18 protein-coding genes are annotated in these 17,951 nt (G+C 69.4%); 9 read left to right on the forward strand and 9 right to left on the reverse strand.

Annotated features, from left to right (window positions below; translation table 11 throughout):
• Nucleotides 1-47 precede the first annotated feature (47 nt).
• Together H074_RS27895 and H074_RS27900 are read right to left on the reverse strand one after the other, a co-directional pair.
• Nucleotides 48-1,295, reverse strand: coding sequence for an MFS transporter (locus H074_RS27895; protein WP_007033420.1), 1,248 nt, complete (start codon nt 1,293-1,295; stop codon nt 48-50).
• Nucleotides 1,292-1,855 carry an ArsR/SmtB family transcription factor gene (locus tag H074_RS27900; protein ID WP_039923544.1) on the reverse strand — a complete coding sequence of 188 codons (564 nt, stop codon included), beginning with the start codon at nt 1,853-1,855 and terminating at the stop codon, nt 1,292-1,294. Before H074_RS27900 ends, H074_RS27895 begins: the two co-directional genes overlap by 4 nt.
• A gap of 81 nt (nt 1,856-1,936) precedes the next feature.
• Here H074_RS27900 and H074_RS27905 point away from each other — a divergent pair, with 81 nt between their 5' ends.
• The 4 genes from H074_RS27905 to H074_RS27920 all read left to right on the forward strand — a co-directional run bounded on the left by H074_RS27905 (nt 1,937) and on the right by H074_RS27920 (nt 6,832).
• Nucleotides 1,937-2,218: a GlsB/YeaQ/YmgE family stress response membrane protein gene (locus H074_RS27905; protein ID WP_039923570.1), complete on the forward strand. Its 282-nt coding sequence runs from the start codon at nt 1,937-1,939 to the stop codon at nt 2,216-2,218.
• A 476-nt stretch (nt 2,219-2,694) separates the two neighbouring features.
• Nucleotides 2,695-3,423 carry a phosphatidylserine decarboxylase gene (locus tag H074_RS27910; protein ID WP_007033423.1) on the forward strand — a complete coding sequence of 243 codons (729 nt, stop codon included), beginning with the start codon at nt 2,695-2,697 and terminating at the stop codon, nt 3,421-3,423.
• Between the two features lie 3 nt (nt 3,424-3,426).
• On the forward strand, nt 3,427-4,398 hold the full coding sequence (pssA, locus tag H074_RS27915; RefSeq protein WP_007033424.1) for a CDP-diacylglycerol--serine O-phosphatidyltransferase: 972 nt from the start codon (nt 3,427-3,429) through the stop codon (nt 4,396-4,398).
• A 154-nt stretch (nt 4,399-4,552) separates the two neighbouring features.
• A complete protein-coding gene (locus H074_RS27920; protein WP_007033425.1) occupies nt 4,553-6,832 on the forward strand; it encodes an AAA family ATPase in 2,280 nt (759 codons plus the stop codon).
• Between the two features lie 58 nt (nt 6,833-6,890).
• Here the strand turns inward: H074_RS27920 and H074_RS27925 are convergent, their stop codons facing one another.
• Entirely contained in the window at nt 6,891-7,526 is a 636-nt protein-coding gene (locus tag H074_RS27925) for a LytR C-terminal domain-containing protein (RefSeq protein WP_007033426.1), read from the reverse strand.
• Nucleotides 7,523-7,834, reverse strand: a complete 312-nt coding sequence (locus tag H074_RS27930) for a DUF3263 domain-containing protein (protein WP_007033427.1) — start codon at nt 7,832-7,834, stop codon at nt 7,523-7,525. The genes H074_RS27925 and H074_RS27930 overlap by 4 nt, the downstream gene beginning before the upstream one ends.
• A 158-nt stretch (nt 7,835-7,992) precedes the next feature.
• Here H074_RS27930 and H074_RS27935 point away from each other — a divergent pair, with 158 nt between their 5' ends.
• Nucleotides 7,993-8,565: a peptide deformylase gene (locus tag H074_RS27935; protein WP_007033428.1), complete on the forward strand. Its 573-nt coding sequence runs from the start codon at nt 7,993-7,995 to the stop codon at nt 8,563-8,565.
• 70 nt (nt 8,566-8,635) lie between these two features.
• On the opposite strand, the gene H074_RS27940 is transcribed toward H074_RS27935, so the two are convergent.
• Nucleotides 8,636-10,804: a glycoside hydrolase family 15 protein gene (locus H074_RS27940; protein ID WP_007033429.1), complete on the reverse strand. Its 2,169-nt coding sequence runs from the start codon at nt 10,802-10,804 to the stop codon at nt 8,636-8,638.
• Nucleotides 10,805-11,108: 304 nt separating this feature from the next.
• Here H074_RS27940 and thiC point away from each other — a divergent pair, with 304 nt between their 5' ends.
• From thiC to H074_RS27960, 4 genes are all read left to right on the forward strand, one after another.
• The gene (gene thiC, locus H074_RS27945) at nt 11,109-12,752 is read left to right on the forward strand and encodes a phosphomethylpyrimidine synthase ThiC (RefSeq protein WP_007033430.1); all 1,644 of its coding nucleotides are present in this window, start codon (nt 11,109-11,111) and stop codon (nt 12,750-12,752) included.
• Nucleotides 12,749-13,561, forward strand: coding sequence for a bifunctional hydroxymethylpyrimidine kinase/phosphomethylpyrimidine kinase (thiD, locus tag H074_RS27950; RefSeq protein ID WP_007033431.1), 813 nt, complete (start codon nt 12,749-12,751; stop codon nt 13,559-13,561). The genes thiC and thiD (H074_RS27950) overlap by 4 nt, the downstream gene beginning before the upstream one ends.
• Nucleotides 13,562-13,637: 76 nt before the next feature.
• A complete protein-coding gene (gene thiD / locus H074_RS27955; RefSeq protein ID WP_007033432.1) occupies nt 13,638-14,486 on the forward strand; it encodes a bifunctional hydroxymethylpyrimidine kinase/phosphomethylpyrimidine kinase in 849 nt (282 codons plus the stop codon).
• 26 nt (nt 14,487-14,512) lie between these two features.
• Nucleotides 14,513-15,313 carry an ion transporter gene (locus H074_RS27960; RefSeq protein ID WP_007033433.1) on the forward strand — a complete coding sequence of 267 codons (801 nt, stop codon included), beginning with the start codon at nt 14,513-14,515 and terminating at the stop codon, nt 15,311-15,313.
• Between the two features lie 61 nt (nt 15,314-15,374).
• On the opposite strand, the gene H074_RS27965 is transcribed toward H074_RS27960, so the two are convergent.
• From H074_RS27965 to thiO, 4 genes are all read right to left on the reverse strand, one after another.
• A complete protein-coding gene (locus tag H074_RS27965; protein WP_007033434.1) occupies nt 15,375-15,800 on the reverse strand; it encodes a MarR family winged helix-turn-helix transcriptional regulator in 426 nt (141 codons plus the stop codon).
• Between the two features lie 110 nt (nt 15,801-15,910).
• Nucleotides 15,911-16,669 (reverse strand): thiazole synthase, encoded by a 759-nt coding sequence (gene thiG, locus H074_RS27970; protein ID WP_007033435.1) that lies wholly within the window; start codon nt 16,667-16,669, stop codon nt 15,911-15,913.
• A gap of 1 nt (nt 16,670) precedes the next feature.
• Nucleotides 16,671-16,871: a sulfur carrier protein ThiS gene (thiS, locus tag H074_RS27975; protein ID WP_007033436.1), complete on the reverse strand. Its 201-nt coding sequence runs from the start codon at nt 16,869-16,871 to the stop codon at nt 16,671-16,673.
• Nucleotides 16,871-17,944: a glycine oxidase ThiO gene (thiO, locus tag H074_RS27980; RefSeq protein ID WP_007033437.1), complete on the reverse strand. Its 1,074-nt coding sequence runs from the start codon at nt 17,942-17,944 to the stop codon at nt 16,871-16,873. Before thiO ends, thiS begins: the two co-directional genes overlap by 1 nt.
• Nucleotides 17,945-17,951: the final 7 nt, after the last annotated feature.

The following is a 17,951-nucleotide window of genomic DNA, read 5'->3' on the forward strand; positions in this document are numbered from 1 at the left end:
GCAATTCGTCACCTACTTGCGCCCGGTATCCGGGGGCAAGTAGGTGACTAATTGCGTGGTTCCGCGGGGAAGTCGCGGGATCGGCCGATCGGCGTGAACAGCAGGGCGAAGACGGCGACGACCTCGAGCCCGGCCATCAGGCCCAGCGTCTGCCGCACGCCGGCGATCTCGCCGAGGATCCCGCCGAGCAGGCCGCCGAGCGCGATCGCGCCGAAGCCGAGGACGGACATGCTCGCGGTGACCCGGCCGAACATCTCCGCCGGGACGTACCGCTGTTTGAAGGTGGCGTTGAGGACGTTCGAGCCGACGACGCCGGCGCTGAGCGAGAACCCGGCGGCGACGAAGAAGGCGAGCCCCCAGCCGCCGTTCGCCAGCGGGCCGAGCAGCATCATCAGCGCTCCGGACCCCTCGCAGAGTATGAAAGCGCGCGCGGTGCCGATCCGTGCGGCGAGTTTGCCCGACAACGCGGCGCCGAAGACACCGCCCGCGCCGACGAGTGCGAGCACCAGCCCGGCGGTGCCCTCCCCCACGCCGAGGTCGCGGACGAGGAACACGACCTCGATCGACTGGTAACCCATGAGCGCGACGTTCGAAATCGCGCCGAAGACGGCCAAAACGCGCAGATACGGGTCGTGGACCACGAAATCGAGTCCGTCGCGGATCTCGTCCCGCAGCCGTGAACGCGTCTTCGCCGGGCGTTCGGGCTCTCGGTGGCGGATGGATCGCAGGCACAGCACGGAGATCCCGAAACTGACGGCGTCCGCGAGCACTCCGGAGACGGCGCCGAACCAGTGGGCCAGCAGACCGGCCAGACCCGGTCCGCCGATCTGCGCGGCGGATTCACTGCCCTGCAGCTTTTCGTTGGCTTCCTGAAGCTGCTCCTTGTCGACCAGCGAAGGCAAGTACGCGCGGTACGCGACGTTGAAGAACACCTTCGCGACGCCGCCGGCCAACGCGACGACGAGCAGCTGGGTCATCGTGAGCAGGCCGGACCACGCGGCGACCGGGACGCTCAGGAACACCAGCATGGAGAAGGTGTTGCACGCCAGCATGACCGGGCGTTTCGGCCGTCTGTCGACCCAGGCGCCGGCGGGCAGGCCGATCAGCAGCCACGGCAGCCAGGCGACCGCGGTCAGCAGGCCGACCGCGAACGTGCTCGCCTGAAGGGTGACCACCGCGACGAGCGGCAGCGCGACGACGGCGATGGAACTGCCGAGCACGCTGGTCGTCTCGCCGGTCCACAGCAGGCGGAAATCCCGGGAACGCAGCAATCCGCCGCGTTCGCGGACGCTCACGGCCGGGCCGGGACGGCTCGGGTGGAGATGAAGACGGGACGGCGTTCCTGGCCGTCGTCGGGGATCTCACGGCCGCTGTAGGACTTGATCAGCTCGTGGACCTTCTGTTCGAGTTCGGCCATCTCGGCGACCGACATCTTCGCCCAGCTGTCGGTGGCGAAGGCGGCCCGATGCCACTCCTCGGGGTAGCTCTCGCGTTCCGCGAACCATTGGCGCGCCATGGAAACCTGGCGTTCGAGGGCGAGGGATTCGGCGGCGGCCGCGACCGGGTCGTCGGGGAAGTCCGACGGCGACCAGGAAACCGCGTAGCCCACACGGCGCCACCAGCGCTCACGGCGGTCGCGGGCGAGCTCCGGCGCTTCTTCGACCAGATCGCTGGCGGCCAGCACCTTCAGGTGATGACTGACGTTCCCGACCGCCTGCCCGGTCCGCTCGGCGAGCACGGACGCCGTGCACGGGCCGTCGAGGCGGAGGACGTCGAGCAGGCGGCGCCGCAACGGATGCGACATCGCGGCGAGCACCTTCGAATCGTGGACTTCACGCACATCACGGTCGGCCATGACGCACAACAGTAGTTGCACAAGAGTCCTTGTACAAGTCTTCTTGTGCACTACTCCATCCGGGTCGGTAACCTCGGCGGCATGGGTTTCTTCTCGTGGATCGTGTTCGGTGCCATCGCCGGATGGCTGGCCAATGTCGTGGTGGGCGGCCCGGACCGGCGGGGCGGCTGCCTGTTCAGCATCCTGATCGGCGTGCTCGGCGCGGCGCTGGGCGGTTTCATCTACCGCCTCGCGACAGGTACCGAGCGGACCTTCGAGTTCGACTTCCCCAGCTTCGGCGTCGCCATTCTCGGTTCGATCGTGTTGCTCGCCCTGCTGCGGCTGGTGCGCGGCTCCGGACGGAGCGACTCCTATCGCCGGTGATCGACGGAGTGACCGTTGGTAACGGTTTTCTCGCGACCGGCGATCACGGGCGTCCGGCGAACTAGAGTGGGACGTTCGCTCAGTTCCAGTGGCCGCGTCCGGGTGCATGTGCCGTCGGGGGGCATGTGCATCCGGACGCGCGTGCCTCGGCGATGACCGAGGCGGCGCGGACGGGGTCGACGAGCGGAGGCATCGGCGCCGCCGAAATGTCCCTCTTCCAGGCGCGGAACAGCTCGGCGAGTCGCTCGCCTGCGGGGTCCGGGCTGGCGGGCATTCGCGGGTCCTCAAGGTCGGCTATCGGCGTCAATTACCTAGAGTTATCGCGTATTTCGACCTTCCGTTACCGGGATGTGGTCCCGCCCACCCGGCGTGGGGAAACCCTTCCGGGGGACGCCACGGTCCGCTTCCGGACAGGGCGGTAGCGTGGTGGCTCTTCCTGTCCCGACCCCCGACACGAACTGCGGTGAACCCGACCAATGAGCGGCAACCGGCCGGAAGCCACTGGTAACCCTCTCGCGCACGCCGTGAAGCTGGCCCGCGAGACCGTCCCGCCGATGCACCCGGCCGGCAGGCCGTTCGTGTTCGGCGGTCTCGCCGCGACGCTGGTGCTGCGGAGGTTCTCCAAGCGCCTCGGCGTCGTCGGCGCGCTCGCGACGGCCGCCACGGCCGCGTTCTTCCGTGAGCCCAAGCGCGTCCCGCCCGCCCAGTCCGGCCTCGCGGTCGCGTCGGCGGACGGTCTGGTCTCGCTGATCGAGGAGGCCGTGCCGCCGCCCGAGCTGGGCCTGCCGGCCGAACCGCGGATGCGGGTGAGCGTGTTCCTGTCGGTGTTCGACGTGCACGTCCAGCGGGTCCCGGCGTCGGGTGTGATCGAGCGGGTCGCGTACCGGCCCGGGAAATTCCTGTCCGCGGACCTGGACAAGGCGAGCGAGGACAACGAGCGCAACTCCGTGCTCATGCGCACCGAAGACGGCCACGAGCTCGTCGTGGTGCAGATCGCCGGCCTGGTGGCCCGGCGCATCCTCTGTGAGATCCGCGAGGGTGACAAGGTCGGCGTCGGCGCGACGTACGGCATCATCCGCTTCGGCTCGCGAGTCGACCTGTACCTGCCGCCGGGCAGCAAGGTCCTCGTCTCGAAGGGCCAGCGCACGATCGGCGGGGAGACCCCGATCGCCGAGCTGCCCACGGCGCCGCACCCGGAAGGCTGATCCATGGTCCGTGTGACCACTCCCGGCGTGCGGCTGCTGCCGAACGCCATCACGGTGCTCGCCCTGTGCGCCGGTCTGTCGTCGGTGCAGTTCGCGCTGATCGGCAACTATCCGATGGCGATCGCGTCGATCGGGATCGCCGCGGTCCTCGACAGTCTCGACGGCCGGATCGCGCGGCTGCTCGACGCGACTTCGAAGATGGGCCAGGAGCTCGACTCGCTGTCCGACGGCATCTCGTTCGGTGTCGCGCCCGCGCTGGTGCTGTACGTCTGGCACGCGGAGGGCGAGCGGATCGGCTGGGTGGCGTCGCTGATCTTCGCGGTCTGCATGATCCTGCGGCTGGCGCGGTTCAACACACTGATCGAGGACACCGAACAGCCGCCGTACGCGGGCGAGTTCTTCGTCGGCGTGCCCGCGCCCGCCGGCGGCCTGCTGGCGATGCTGCCGCTGATCCTGGAGCTGCAGTTCGGGCAGGGCTGGTGGTCGCATCAGTACGTAGTGTGGGTGTGGACGATCGCCGTCGCCGCGCTGCTGATCAGCCGGATCCCGACGCTTTCGCTGAAGACGGTGAAGGCGCCGCCGAAGGCGATCGCGCCACTGCTGGTCGGGGTGGGCCTGCTGGCCGCCGCGATCATCCAGTTCCCGCTGGTGGCGCTGGCGATCGCGCTGGTGCTGTACCTGGCGCACATCCCGTACTCGGTGTACCGGCACCGCTGGCTCGCCAACCACCCGGAGGCGTGGATGGCGCCGCCGCGGGAACGGCGCGCGATCCGGCGTTCTTCGAGCCGGCGCCGGCTGGGCCTGCGCCCACCGCTGCGGCGCGTGGTGGCAGGCGCCGCTCAGCGGGTCCGGCTGCAACGGGGTGAACAGCACGTCGCGCGCGCTCCGCGCACCATCAGCACCGACAAGGACCGGGACAACGGCCGTGGCCCGCGACGCCGCTCGTGGCGGCGGATCGGCCTCCGCAAGCGCTGACCTCGCGGCTCAGAACGCCCCAGCCCAGCCCCCGCCCGTCCCGGGGGACGGCCCCGCGCCCAGCGTATCGGCACCCCCTGACGGGGTCCGGGAAAACCGGGGACCCGGGCGAGAGTTGTCCACAATGGGTCGGGCCTGTGGATAGGGTGGCGGGGTGAGCGCACCCCAGATCACGCTGACCGTCCGGCACACCCCGTCCGCCTTGGACTCCCGCCGCGGCGTCGTCCGGCTGCACCCCGAAGTCCTCGACGCGCTCGGCTTGATGGCCTGGGACGCCGTCCGCGTCACCGGTGCGCGGGTCAGCTCGGCGCTGGCCGCCCCGTCGGACGCGGAGGGGATCCCGGGCGTGATCCTCCTCGACGACGTCACGATGTCGAACCTCGGCGTGACCGAAGGGTCGGAAGTGGTCGTCGCGCCGGCGGAGGTGTCGGCCGCGAAAACGGTCACCGTGGCGGGTTCGCGCATCGCGAGCGTGTCGCTCTCCCCGCACACCCTGCGGCTCGCCCTGATCGGCAAGGTGCTGACCGTCGGCGACGCCGTTTCCCTGCTCCCCCAGGATCTCGCGCCCGCGCCGGGCTCCGACGTCTCCGCGGTCCGCGGCCGGCTTTCCCGCGCCATCGGCATGACGTGGACGAACGAGCTGCTCACCGTCACCGCCACCGAGCCGTCGGGACCGGTCGCCGTCGGACCGTCCACGGTGGTCAGCTGGCGCGACGGCGCCCGCACCGGCGAGGCCGCGCCCGCCGCCGCACCGGCCCGCGCCGGGACGACGCTGGTGCGCAGCACGCCCGCCACCCCGCACGAGGATTTCATCGACGCCGAGATCGTCGAAGACGAGCGGATCGACGAAGTCGCCGAGGAGTCCGTGCCACCTCTGTCGGACCTCGCCGGCTCCGAATCGGCCGCACGCAAGCTCGCCGAATGGTTCGACCTGGCCTTCCACCGCCCGGAACTGCTGGCGAAACTCGGGACGTCGGCGCATCTCGGGGTCCTGCTGTCCGGGCCGGAAGGCGTCGGGAAGGCGACGCTGGTCCGCGCCGTGGCACAGGCCGAGAAGGTGCGGGTGGTGTCGCTCGCGGCGCCGAACATTGCCGTCCTCGACCCGAACGTGGCCGCGGCGCGGCTGCGTGAGGCGATCGAACAGGCCACCCGCGACGAAGACCCCGCCGTCCTGCTGATCACCGACATCGACGCGCTGCTGCCCGCGTCCCAGCCGCCGCCGCTCGCGACGGTCGTCCTCGACGATCTGCGCAAAGCCTTGCGCAACAAGGGTTTCGCTGTCGTCGCCACCACCGGGCGGGCCGAGTCCACCGATCCCAGGCTGCGTGCCGCCGACCTGCTCGACCGTGAACTCGGCCTGCCGCTCCCGGACGCGAAGACCCGCACGGAACTGCTGCGCGTGCTCCTGCGCGACGCCCCGCTGGAGCCCGGCGTCGACGTCGGCCCGATCGCCGAGCGCACCCCCGGCTTCGTGGCAGCGGACCTCGTCGCGCTCCGCCGCGACGCCGCCCTCCGTGCCGCGCTGCGGCAGCGTGACGTCGACGAGCCGCGGATCTCCCAGCAGGATCTGCTCGACGCCCTGACCACCGTCCGTCCCATCTCGATGTCCACTTCGGACAATCTGGCGACCGGCGGGCTGACTCTCGACGACGTCGGCAACATGACCGACGTCAAGCAGTCGCTCACCGAGGCGGTGCTGTGGCCGCTGCGCTACCCGGACTCGTTCGCCCGCCTCGGCGTCGATCCGCCGCGCGGCGTGCTCCTGTACGGGCCGCCCGGAGGCGGCAAGACGTTCCTGGTCCGCGCGCTCGCCGGCACCGGCGCGCTGAACGTCTTCGCGGTCAAAGGCGCCGAACTGATGGACAAATGGGTCGGCGAGTCGGAGCGCGCGGTGCGGGAACTCTTCCGCCGTGCCGCCGAGGCCGCGCCGTCGCTGATCTTCCTCGACGAGATCGACGCGCTCGCCCCGCGCCGCGGCCAGTCGTCGGACTCCGGCGTGTCGGACCGGGTGGTCGCGGCCCTGCTGACCGAATTGGACGGTGTCGAGCCGATGCGCGAGGTCGTCGTCCTCGGTGCGACGAACCGGCCGGAGCTGGTCGATCCGGCCCTGCTGCGGCCGGGGCGGCTGGAGCGCCGCGTCTACGTCCCGCCGCCGGACGCGCACGCGCGTGAGGCGATCCTGGCCGCCAGCGCCAAGAACACGCCGCTCGCGTCCGATGTGGACCTCGCGGCGTACGCGGCCACTTTGGACGGTTACTCGGCGGCGGACTGCGCGGCGCTGATCCGCGAGGCCGCGCTGACCGCGATGCGGGAGTCGCTGGAGGCCAAGGAGGTCACCGCCGCGCATCTGACGAAGGCGGCCGAGACCGTGCGGCCGTCCCTCGACCCGGCCCAGCTCGCGGCTCTGGAGGCCTACGCGCAGACCCAGGTGTGAAGTACATGAAGGCCCCCTTCCTTGCGCCAGGCGCAAGGAAGGGGGCCTTCATGTACTTCTAGGAGCCGTCTTTGTCGTTGGCCTTGTAGTCCTTGGTGAGGATGACGATCACGCCAGGGCCGATGTTCTTGATCTCCTCGAACCTCGGCTCGGCGCGGAAACCGAACTCCAGCGCCAGCGCCTTCGCGGCCGCTTCCTCGTCGGTGCCAGGCCGGTAGTAGGCCACGGTCTCGGGGAGCCTGCCGGGATAGCCCTTGACCTCGGAGACGTTCCAGCCGGAGGCGCGGAAGTCCTTCGCGGCCTGCTCGGCGAGGCCCTGGATCGTGCTGTTGTTGTAGACCCGCACCGTCACCCACTTGTGCGACGCCTGCTGATCGCCACCAGGCTGGCCCGGACCGGGCCCGCCGGTCTGACCGGGCTGGCTCGCCGGCGGCGCGGAACTCGCGGGCGCGCTCGACGGCGGCGCCGACGAGGCGGGCGGCGTGCTGGCCGAAGGCGAGCCCGGTGCCGGGGACGAAGGCTGGGGCGCGCCGTCCGAAGTGGTGGGCGTGGTGCCGGGCGGTGTGGCGGTGTCCGAGTCACCGCCGCCGCTGGTCAGGGTGATCCCGCCGATCACGGCGGCGATCACGGCGACACCGACCAAGGCCAGTCCGGCGGCCTTCATCGGCCGGGACAGGCCCGAAAACAGACTCATGAGAGATCGATCCCCAGTCGCCGGGCCGCGCGATTGCGCTGCCGGGCCGCTCGCGTCTTTCGCAGGCGCTTCACCAACATCGGATCGGCCTGCATGGCTTCGGTCTTCTCGAGTAGCCGGTTCAGCAACTGGTAGTAGCGCGTCGACGACATAGAGAAGCGTTCACGGATGGCCTGTTCCTTCGCGCCGGCGTACTTCCACCACTGCCGTTCGAACGCGAGCATTTCGAGCTCGCGCTCGCTGAGGCCGTTCACGGTCTCCGACGGGGACGGCTGGTCGGGCTCAGCCATCGACTCCGCGGCGTCCATCCGACTCCTCGCAATCAGGTCAGTGCTCGGCGGGCGTGAAACCACAGGCTTGTCATTCCGCGGCGCCATTAGACCACGGATGCGGCGCCCGGCCTCGGTATCGGCGTCGGCGCGTCACGGGTAAGGGTGTACCAGAAGGGTCCGACTAAACTGCGCGCGTGACCGTCCATCCCATCGTGATCGCCGGCGAGCCCGTGCTGCACAACCCGACTCGGGAGATCACCGAGTTCGACGCCAAGCTGCGCACCCTTGTCGACGACATGTTCGAGACCATGTACGCCGCCGAAGGGGTGGGCCTCGCGGCCAACCAGATCGGCCTCGACCTGCGCGTGTTCGTCTACGACTGCCCCGACGACGAGGGCACGCACCACAAGGGCGTCGTGGTGAACCCGAAGCTCGAGACATCGGAGATCCCGGAGACGATGCCGGATCCGGACGACGACTGGGAAGGCTGCCTGTCGGCGCCCGGCGAGTCGTACCCGACCGGACGCGCTTCGTGGGCGAAGGTCACCGGCTTCGACGTCGACGGCGATCCGATCGAGGTCGAAGGCACCGGCTACCTCGCGCGCTGCCTGCAGCACGAGACCGACCACCTGGACGGCTTCATCTACCTCGACCGGCTGGTCGGGCGTCACGCCCGCGCGGCGAAGAAGATGCTCAAGGCGAACAAGTGGGGTGTTCCGGGCAACTCGTGGCTGCCGGAGGCGCGGGCCGAGAGCGCCGGCGACTGACCTTCAGCGCCTAGCCCTCGTGAGTGGTAAGGACGGTTCTAACCGTCCTTACCACTCACGAGACGCGAGGTCAGCAGCCCAGGAAGTGACACCGCACGACGCGCGGCTGCTCGATCACCTTCCCGGCCTGCACCGACCAGGCGAGCCGGAGGTACTGGGCGTGCGTCCAGGCCAGCGGCGTCGCGGACGCGGTCGGAGTGCCCGGCGGGAAGCCCGTCTGTCCCGAAGGCGCGTTCTCGTCCCAGACCTGCTCCGGCATCGTGTCCCCGGAACTGCTGACACGCCCCAGGTCGCGAAGCCGTTTCGCGGCCGTACCCCGGTCACCGGCGGCGAGGTCGTACTCGCCGCGTTCACCCGCGAGCAGCGGCCACAGCCGCCCGAAGGTGGTCCGGCTTTCGGCCGGGAACGTGTAGTCCCACGGCGAGCCGTCGGCCTTCTCGCCGTACCCGTCCTTCGTGTACCGGTGCCAGAACTGACCCGTCGGGGTGGTGAACGCGATGTCGGCGTCGGTGACCTTGACGCTGTTCCTGATCACCGGATCGTCGGCGCGGTAGATGCCCAGCCTCACCAGTTCGAGGAAGCCGGCGTCGGTCACGGCACGCTGGTCCATGGTCACGCTGGAGTTACCCAGGTTGTACTTCGTGCCGTTGTTCGCGTCGCCGTCCTTGGTCAGCCGGACGAAGTACGGGTCCTTCGACAGCGGACCGTTCGTGGTCACCGTCCACCGGGCGAGTTCCGTCTTGAAGGCGTCGGCGGTCGCGAGGTAGCGCCGCGCGTCGGCATCGGCGCCGTTCGCCTTGGCGATGTCGGCCGCGCAGACCAGCCCGGCGATCACCGCGGCGATCGTCGAGGGCGAGTAGCCGTCCTGCTCTTCCCAGCGCTCCTGCTGGCTGTACGGCGACGCGTGCCCGTTGTCCGCCTTGTAGGACAACAGGAATTCCGCCGCCTTGCGCACACCCCGCCAGGTCTTGGCGTCGGTGCGGCCGAGCTGCTGCGCGAGCACGATCGGCAGCGCGGTCTCGTCGAGCTGGATGGACGTCCAGTACGGCGTGCCGTCGACATGGCTGTTCTGCGGCAGGTGCCCGTCCGGCAACTGCTGCGTGCCGAACATGTAGTCCACCGACCGGTCGGCGGCGTCGCGGTCGCCGGCGGCGAGCAGACCCGTCGCGATCTGGTAGAGGTCACGCGGCCAGACCAGGTGATACGTGCCCGACGGCGACCACTCCGGGTCGTTGTTCCCGAATCGCCACGGCATGCTCGGCGACGCGATGAGCGCCCCTTGATGGATCTTGTCCTCGCTCGCCGCGAGCATGAGCACGGACGCCTGGTACAAGTCCCGTTCGCGCTTGGTCTCGAGGGACGACGGCGCGTCCTTCACCCGGCGGAGATACTGTGTCCAGCCCCGATCGTACGCGCGGGCGACGTCGGCGAATCCACGCCGCAGAGAGGCTTCCGCGTTCGCGAGCGCGTCGGAGTCCTTCGCGCCCATGCCGAGCGAAAGCGTGAAGTCCCGCGAGCGGACACCGTCGGCGGAAGTCTGCCCGGTGATCAGCACGTTTCCCTTGGCCGCGGTCGCGTAATCCTTGAGCCTGAAGGATTTCGTCAGCTGGGCGATGCCGTCGGAGGCACCCGCGTAACCCACGGAAGTGCGTGAGAACGCCGGTTCCGCGGCCAGCGCGGCCGCGGTCTTCGCGTCGGACGCGGTCGCGCTCGTGCCGTTCGAGCGCGCGGAGTCGTCGGAACCCTCGTTGGTGAGATCGGGATCCGCGACCGCGTACACCTGGTACGGACGGCCGGTCAGCGAGACGAAGTCGACGTCGATCAGCACACTCGTGCGCGCCGGGTCGGTGACGTAGGTCTTGCGGAGCTTCCAGCGGCGCTGGTCGTCGGTGATGGTCTGTTCGTAGGTGAGGCCGCCGGTGCGGCGCACCCGCTGCGCCTTGGCCGAGGAATCGACGGTGGCGAAGCTCGTCCCGTCGGTGACGACGAGATCGAGCGCCCGCACACTCGGCGTCGACAGATCCGGGTAGTAGACCTCGGACATCCGGCCACCCTGCAGCGTGAACCAGACGTTGCTGGCACGTTCGCGGGCGGTGCCGAAGCCGGTCTTGTCCGCCGGAAGCCAGCTCGGATGGGCGCCGGGCGCTCCCGGCGCCTCACCGCCCTGCGCCGCGGCCACCGCCGGGACCAGCCCCGCGATCAGCACGCCCGCCAGCGCGGGGAACATGAGTTTTCGCATATCCACCCCAGACTTCTGTAACGGTGCAGAACCCTCGGGATTCTGTCGTGAATCCCCAGCGCGCACAGGACCCGAACCGGTGAACCACCAACACTGTCGACAAGTCACCACCCGAGGGCGGGTTGATTGATCCGGCCCCGGCGTGGCATGGTCGGGGCACAACCAAACAACCGCGGGAGCTCGCGCCATGGCGGGCTGAGAGGGCGGCTGGAGTCTTTCTAGGGGCTGAGACCTTTTGAAGGGCTTGGGCGCCGCCGACCGCATGAACCTGACCGGGTAATGCCGGCGTAGGGAGTGAACGTCGTTGACGACTCTTGAGAACGAGTCTGCCATCACGCCGACCGTCACCACCGGACCGATCACCGGTTCACGGAAGGTCTACCACCAGACGGAATCCGGCCTCCGGGTGCCCGCGAGGCGGATCGATCTTTCGAACGGCGAGCATTTCGACGTTTACGACACTTCCGGCCCGTACACCGACGACGACGCGCAGATCGATGTCCACAGTGGACTCCATCGGCTGCGCGCCGGCTGGGCCGACGGTCGTGAGCACAACACCCAGCTCGGCTGGGCGAAACAGGGCGTCATCACCCGCGAGATGGAATACGTCGCGGCACGCGAGCGCTGCTCGCCGGAATTCGTGCGGGACGAGGTCGCACGCGGCCGCGCGGTGATCCCCGCCAACCGCAAACACCCGGAGACCGAGCCGATGATCATCGGCAAGAACTTCCTGGTGAAGATCAACGCCAACATGGGCAACTCGGCCGTCTGGTCCTCCGTGGAGGAAGAGGTCGACAAGATGGTGTGGGCCACCCGCTGGGGCGCCGACACGATCATGGACCTCTCCACCGGCAAGCGGATCCACGAAACGCGCGAGTGGATCATCCGCAACTCGCCGGTCCCGGTCGGCACCGTGCCGATCTACCAGGCGCTGGAAAAGGTCAACGGGGAGCCGGAAAAGCTGTCGTGGGAGGTCTACCGCGACACCATCATCGAGCAGTGCGAGCAGGGCGTCGACTACGTCACCGTGCACGCCGGGGTGCTGCTGCGCTACATCCCGCTGACCGCGCGCCGGGTCACCGGCATCGTCTCACGCGGTGGCTCGATCATGGCGGCGTGGTGCCTCGCGCACCACAAGGAATCGTTCCTGTACACCAATTTCGCCGAGCTCTGCGAGATCCTGCGCGAGTACGACGTCACGTTCTCCCTCGGTGACGGCCTGCGGCCCGGCTCGATCGCCGACGCGAACGACCGCGCGCAGTTCGCCGAACTGGAGACCCTCGGCGAGCTCACGCACATCGCCCGCGAGCACGACGTCCAGGTGATGATCGAAGGCCCCGGTCACGTGCCGATGCACAAGATCAAGGAGAACGTCGAACTCGAGGAGAAGCTGACCGGCGAGGCACCGTTCTACACCCTCGGCCCGCTGGCGACCGACATCGCGCCGGCGTACGACCACATCACCTCCGCCATCGGCGCGGCGCAGATCGGCTGGTACGGCACGGCGATGCTTTGTTACGTCACGCCGAAGGAGCACCTCGGCCTGCCGAACCGCGACGACGTCAAGACCGGTGTCATCACCTACAAGATCGCCGCGCACGCCGCCGACCTCGCCAAGGGGCACCAGTACGCGCAGGAGTGGGACGACGAGCTTTCCAAGGCCCGCTTCGAATTCCGCTGGAACGACCAGTTCAACCTGTCACTGGACCCGGACACCGCGCGCTCGTACCACGACGAGACGCTGCCCGCGGAACCGGCGAAGACGGCACACTTCTGCTCGATGTGCGGGCCGAAGTTCTGCTCGATGCGCATCACCCAGGACGTCCGCAAGTACGCCGAGGAACACGGATTGTCCACTGTGGAGGCCATCGAGGCGGGTATGGAGGAGAAGTCGAACGAGTTCGCCGAGCAGGGCAACAAGGTGTACCTGCCGGTGCTCGATCAGTGACGGCGACACCCAGGACGGCCCTCACCATCGCCGGATCGGATTCCGGTGGCGGTGCGGGCATCCAGGCCGATCTGCGCACCTTCTTCGCCAACGGCGTGCACGGGATGGTCGCGCTCACCGCGGTCACCGTGCAGAACTCTCTCGGCGTTCAGGGCTTCAGCGAGATCCCGGTCGACGTCGTCACCGGCCAGATCAAAGCCGTCGCCACGGACATGGGCGTCGACGCGGCGAAGACCGGGATGCTCGCGACCGCGGAGATCATCGGCGCCGTCGCGAAGACACTCGACGAAGTCCACATCGGACGTTCGGGTACGCCGTTCGTGGTGGATCCTGTCGCCGCTTCGATGACCGGGCACGCGTTGCTGCGCGAGGAGGCGCTGGAGGCGATCCGCACCGAGCTTTTCCCGCGCGCCACGCTGATCACGCCGAACCTGGACGAGGTGCGGCTGCTGACCGGCGTGGAGGTGACCGGGCCCGCGACCCAGCGGGAAGCGGCGGAAGCCTTGCTGGAGTTCGGTTCCGAGTGGGTGCTGGTGAAAGGCGGGCACCTCGACGCGGCCCAGGACTGCGTGGACCTCTTGTCCGACGGCGAATCCTGGGTCGAGCTGAGCGGGCCGCGCTTCGATACCCGGAACACTCACGGTGGCGGGGACACGATGGCTTCGGCGATCACGTCTTCGCTGGCGAAGGGGGCCGACGTGCCGACCGCTGTCGCCGAGGGGAAGCGGTTCATCGAGCGGTGCGTGGCGGAGTCGTATCCGTTGGGGGCGGGCGTGGGGCCGGTGTCGCCGTTCTGGAAGCTGCGGTAGGCACTGACCTCGTGAGTGGTAAGGACGGTTAGAACCGTCCTTACCACTCACGAGCCCCAATGTGGAAAATGACCCCATGACCGAAAACCCGAGCCCGTCGAGCCCGTCGAGCCCGCCGTCGGCGCTGACCATCGCAGGCTCCGACTCCGGCGGCGCCGCCGGTCTGCAGGCGGATCTGCGCACCTTCCTCACCTGTGGCGTGCACGGCCTGGTCGCGGTCACCGCCGTGACCGTCCAGAACACCCTCGGTGTGCACGACCGCACCGACATCCCGGCGCAGATCGTCGCCGGGCAGATCGAGGCGGTCGCGGCCGACATGGGCGTCAACGCGGCCAAGACCGGCATGCTCGCCTCGGCCGAGATCATCCACGCCGTCGCCGCGGCGTGCGACAAGGCCGAGATCGGCCGCGACGCCAAGGTGCCGTTCGTGGTCGACCCGGTCGCGGCCTCGATGCACGGACATCCGCTGTTCGACGAAGCCGGGCTGGTGGCGCTGCGCGACGAACTCCTGCCGCGCGCGACCGTCCTCACGCCGAACCTCGACGAGGTCCGCCTGCTGACCGGGATGACCGTGACCACCCGCGAACAGATGCACCAGGCGGCCGTCGTCCTGCATCGGCTCGGGCCGAAGTACGTGCTCGTGAAGAGCGGCCACCTCGTCTCCGACCCGGAATGCGTCGACGTGCTCTTCGACGGCTCCACGTTCGTCGAACTGCCGGGCGAGCGGTTCGCGACGCAGCACACGCACGGCGCCGGGGACACCATGGCGTCGGCGCTGACGGCCGGCCTCGCGAAGGGGATGTCCGTCGTGGAGGCCGCCCGCTACGGCAAGTGGTTCGTTTCACACGCGGTCGAAAACGCCTACCCGATGGGCGCGAAGGTCGGTCCGGTTTCGGCGTTTTGGCGGCTTGCGCCGGAGCACTGAGCACACGTCCGGTTACGATCTGCGCCGTGATCGGACGCGAAACGGTGGCCAGGGTCGTCGAAGACCGCCGCTTCCAGAACTTCATCATCGCGGTGATCGTCTTCAACGCCGTCACCCTCGGCCTGGAGACCTCGACCAGGATGGTCGCTGAGTACGGACCGCTGCTGCACACGGTCGACTACGTCGCGCTCGGGATCTTCGTCCTCGAACTGGGCGCGAAGCTCTACGCCTATCGCGCGAAGTTCTTCCGCGATCCGTGGAACATCTTCGACCTGATCGTCGTCGGCATCGCGGTGATCCCCACGACCGGCCCGTTCGCGGTGCTGCGGGCGTTGCGGGTCCTGCGGGTGCTCCGGCTGATCTCGGTCGTGCCGTCGATGCGGAAGGTCGTCACCGGCCTGCTCGCGTCGATCCCCGGCATGGCTTCGATCGCAGCGCTCCTCGCGCTGATCATCTTCGTCGCGGGCGTGATGGCGACGAAACTGTTCGGCGCGATCTCGCCGGAGAACTTCGGCGACCTCGGCACTTCGCTGTTCACCCTGTTCCAGGTGATGACAGGTGAGGCCTGGCCGGACATCGCCAAGGAGATCATGAAGGAAGCACCCATGGCCTGGGTGTTCTTCGTGGTCTACATCCTCGTGTCCAGCTTCGCGGTGCTGAACCTCTTCATCGCCGTGGTGGTCAGCGGGATGGAGGACGAGCTTCGCCAGGACATCCGCGAGGAAGAGGCGAAGCAGGCCGAAACCCAGGCCCAGGCGAACAAAGAGATCCTCGACGAGCTCCGCGCCCTACGTGCCGAAGTCGCGGAGCTACGCCAGAACGCCTAGGTGTACTGGCCCCCGCCCCACCGCCACCCTCAACGGACAGGCTGCGCCTGACCATCCGAATTCAGTCCGCGATCAAAGCTTCGAGCGCGGGAAGAGCCGCCGCCAGGGCCGCCTGATGCTCCGGGCTCAGCCGTTCGAGGCGTTTGCCCAGTTCGTTCACGCGCGTCGACCGGACGCCGGAAACCAGCCTCTCGCCTTCTTCGGTGGCCTCCGCGAGCCAAGCGCGCCTGTCGATCGGGTCCGACTCACGGCTGACGTAGCCCGCTTCGACCAGCGAAGCGACGATCCTCGACATGGTGGCCGCGGCGACGCCTTCCTTCGCCGCGAGATCACCCAGGCGGAGCTGGCCGTAGTGCACGAGCGTGGCGAGCGCCGAGATCGCGCCGTGGCCGGGGCCGGGCACGCCCGCCTGGCGCAGTGACCGGGACAACCTGCCCACCGCCAGGAACAACCTGCCCGAAACGTCCTGGACCGCTGACGTGGTCACCACTGGCTCCTCTGGGTACACGGCGGCGGGTGCGCCTGCCGGAAAGTGCCGTCAACCATACGGGCTCCGGGGGCGTACTCGCCGTCAAGGCCGTGAACCGTACAAAAGGGTTATCGAGGCGGGCTCGAGGCGTGCGCCCAGAACCGCTGCGGGATCCGGCCCGCGCCGGCGGCCAGCCGCCCGGCGGTGACCGCGGCCCGCATCGCCGACGCCATCCGTTCCGGGTCCGCGGCCCTGGTCACGGCGGTGGAAAGCAGGACGGCGTCGCAACCGAGCTCCATCGCCAGCGTCGCGTCGGAAGCCGTGCCGATACCGGCGTCGAGGATCACCGGGACTCCGGCGCGCGACACGATCAGCTCGATGTTGTGCGGGTTCCGGATGCCGAGACCGGTACCGATGGGCGCGCCGAGCGGCATCACCGCCGCACAGCCCGCCTCTTCCAGCCGCAGCGCCAGTACCGGGTCGTCGTTGGTGTACGCGAGCACGGTGAAGCCGTCCGCGGCGAGCCGTTCGGCCGCTTCGAGGGTCTCGAACGGGTCCGGCAGCAGCGTGCGGTCGTCGGCGTGGACCTCCAGCTTGACGAGGCCGGTTTCGAGCGCTTCGCGGGCGAGCTGGGCGGTGAGGACGGCTTCGGCGGCCGTCCGGCAACCGGCGGTGTTGGGCAGCAGGCGGATGCCGAGCCGCCTGAGCAGTTCGAGGACGCCGGAGCCGCCTTCGGCGTCGGCCTTGCGCATCGCGACGGTGGTCAGTTCCGTACCGGACGCCACCAGCGCGCGTTCCAGCACGGCGAGGTTGGCCGCGCCGCCGGTGCCGATGATCAGCCGCGACGAGAGTTTGTGCTCGCCGATCACGAGGTCGTCACCATTCATGTCAGCCTCCTTGCACAGCCGTGAGGATGTCGACGCTGGCGCCCTTGCGCACCACCGCTTCCGGCCATTCGCCGCGCCGGACGACAACGCCGTCCACCGCGACCGCGACGCCCTGTGTCGCCGTGCCCAGCGCCTCCAGCACGCCTTCGACGGTGGTCCCGTCGGGGAATTCGCGCCACTGGCCGTTGACCTGGATCTCCATCACACCCGCTCCTCGCTTCGCCGCGACGGCGCCGCCGCCACGACCTCGTCCGGCAACGGCCCGCCCTCCAGCCAGGCGACCGCGGCGTCCGCGGTGACCGGGGCCATCAGGAGACCGTTGCGATGGTGACCTGTCGCGGCGAAGACGCCTTCGCCCAGCTCACCGATGAAGGGCATCGTGTCGACACTCGCCGCGCGAAGCCCGGCGGCGGTCTCGACGAGTTCGTACTCGGCGATGCCCGGAAAGACGCGCTCCGCGCCTTCGAGCAGCTCACGCACGCCTCGGACGGTGACGGTCTCGTCGAAACCGGCCTCGTACTGGGTCGCGCCGAGCACGAGCTGACCGTCGTCACGAGGGACGAGATAGATCGGGCGGCCCTCGACCATCGCGCGGACCGTCCTCTTCGGTGGCGGCAGGCAACCCCGTCGCGGCCGCAGGCGGAGGATCTCGCCCTTCAGCGGCCGGACAGCGCCGGCGAGCGCGGGGTGCAGCCGTCCGGTCCAGGCCCCCGCGGCGAGGACGACGCCGCCTTCGAGATCTTCGAGATCGGTCACCGTCTCGTGGCGGAACTCGACGCCGTGCAGGCCGCAGGCGTGTTCGAGCGCGTGCAGCAGCCTTCGGTTGTCCACGGCCAGATCGCCGGGCACCAGGAGTCCACTTCGGACGGATCCGGCGAGACCGGGTTCGGCGCGGCGGGCCTCGCGGCCGGTCAGCCGCTCGACCTCACGGCCGAGTTCGGTGAGGTACACGGCGAGCATTTCGAGGTTGCCCGCGTCGGCGCTGTCCAACGCGGCGACGAGCGTGCCGTGCGGCGAAAGACCCGGATCGACGCCCTCCTCGGCCAGCTCACGGGCGAAATCCGGCCAGCGCCGCAGCGACGCTTCGCCGAGGGTGAGGACGTCCTCCTCGCCGGGCCAGGCCTCGGTGACCGGCGCGAGCATGCCGCCCGCGAGCCACGACGCGCCGCGCCCCGGCTCGGGGTCGTACACGGTGACGCGATGACCGCGCGCGGACGCGCGCCAAGCGACCGAGAGGCCGATGACCCCGCCGCCGACCACGGAAAGTTCTGCCATGCTTGTG

Origin of the sequence: Amycolatopsis decaplanina DSM 44594 (genome assembly GCF_000342005.1) — a bacterium.
Taxonomy (GTDB): Bacteria; Actinomycetota; Actinomycetes; order Mycobacteriales; family Pseudonocardiaceae; genus Amycolatopsis; species Amycolatopsis decaplanina.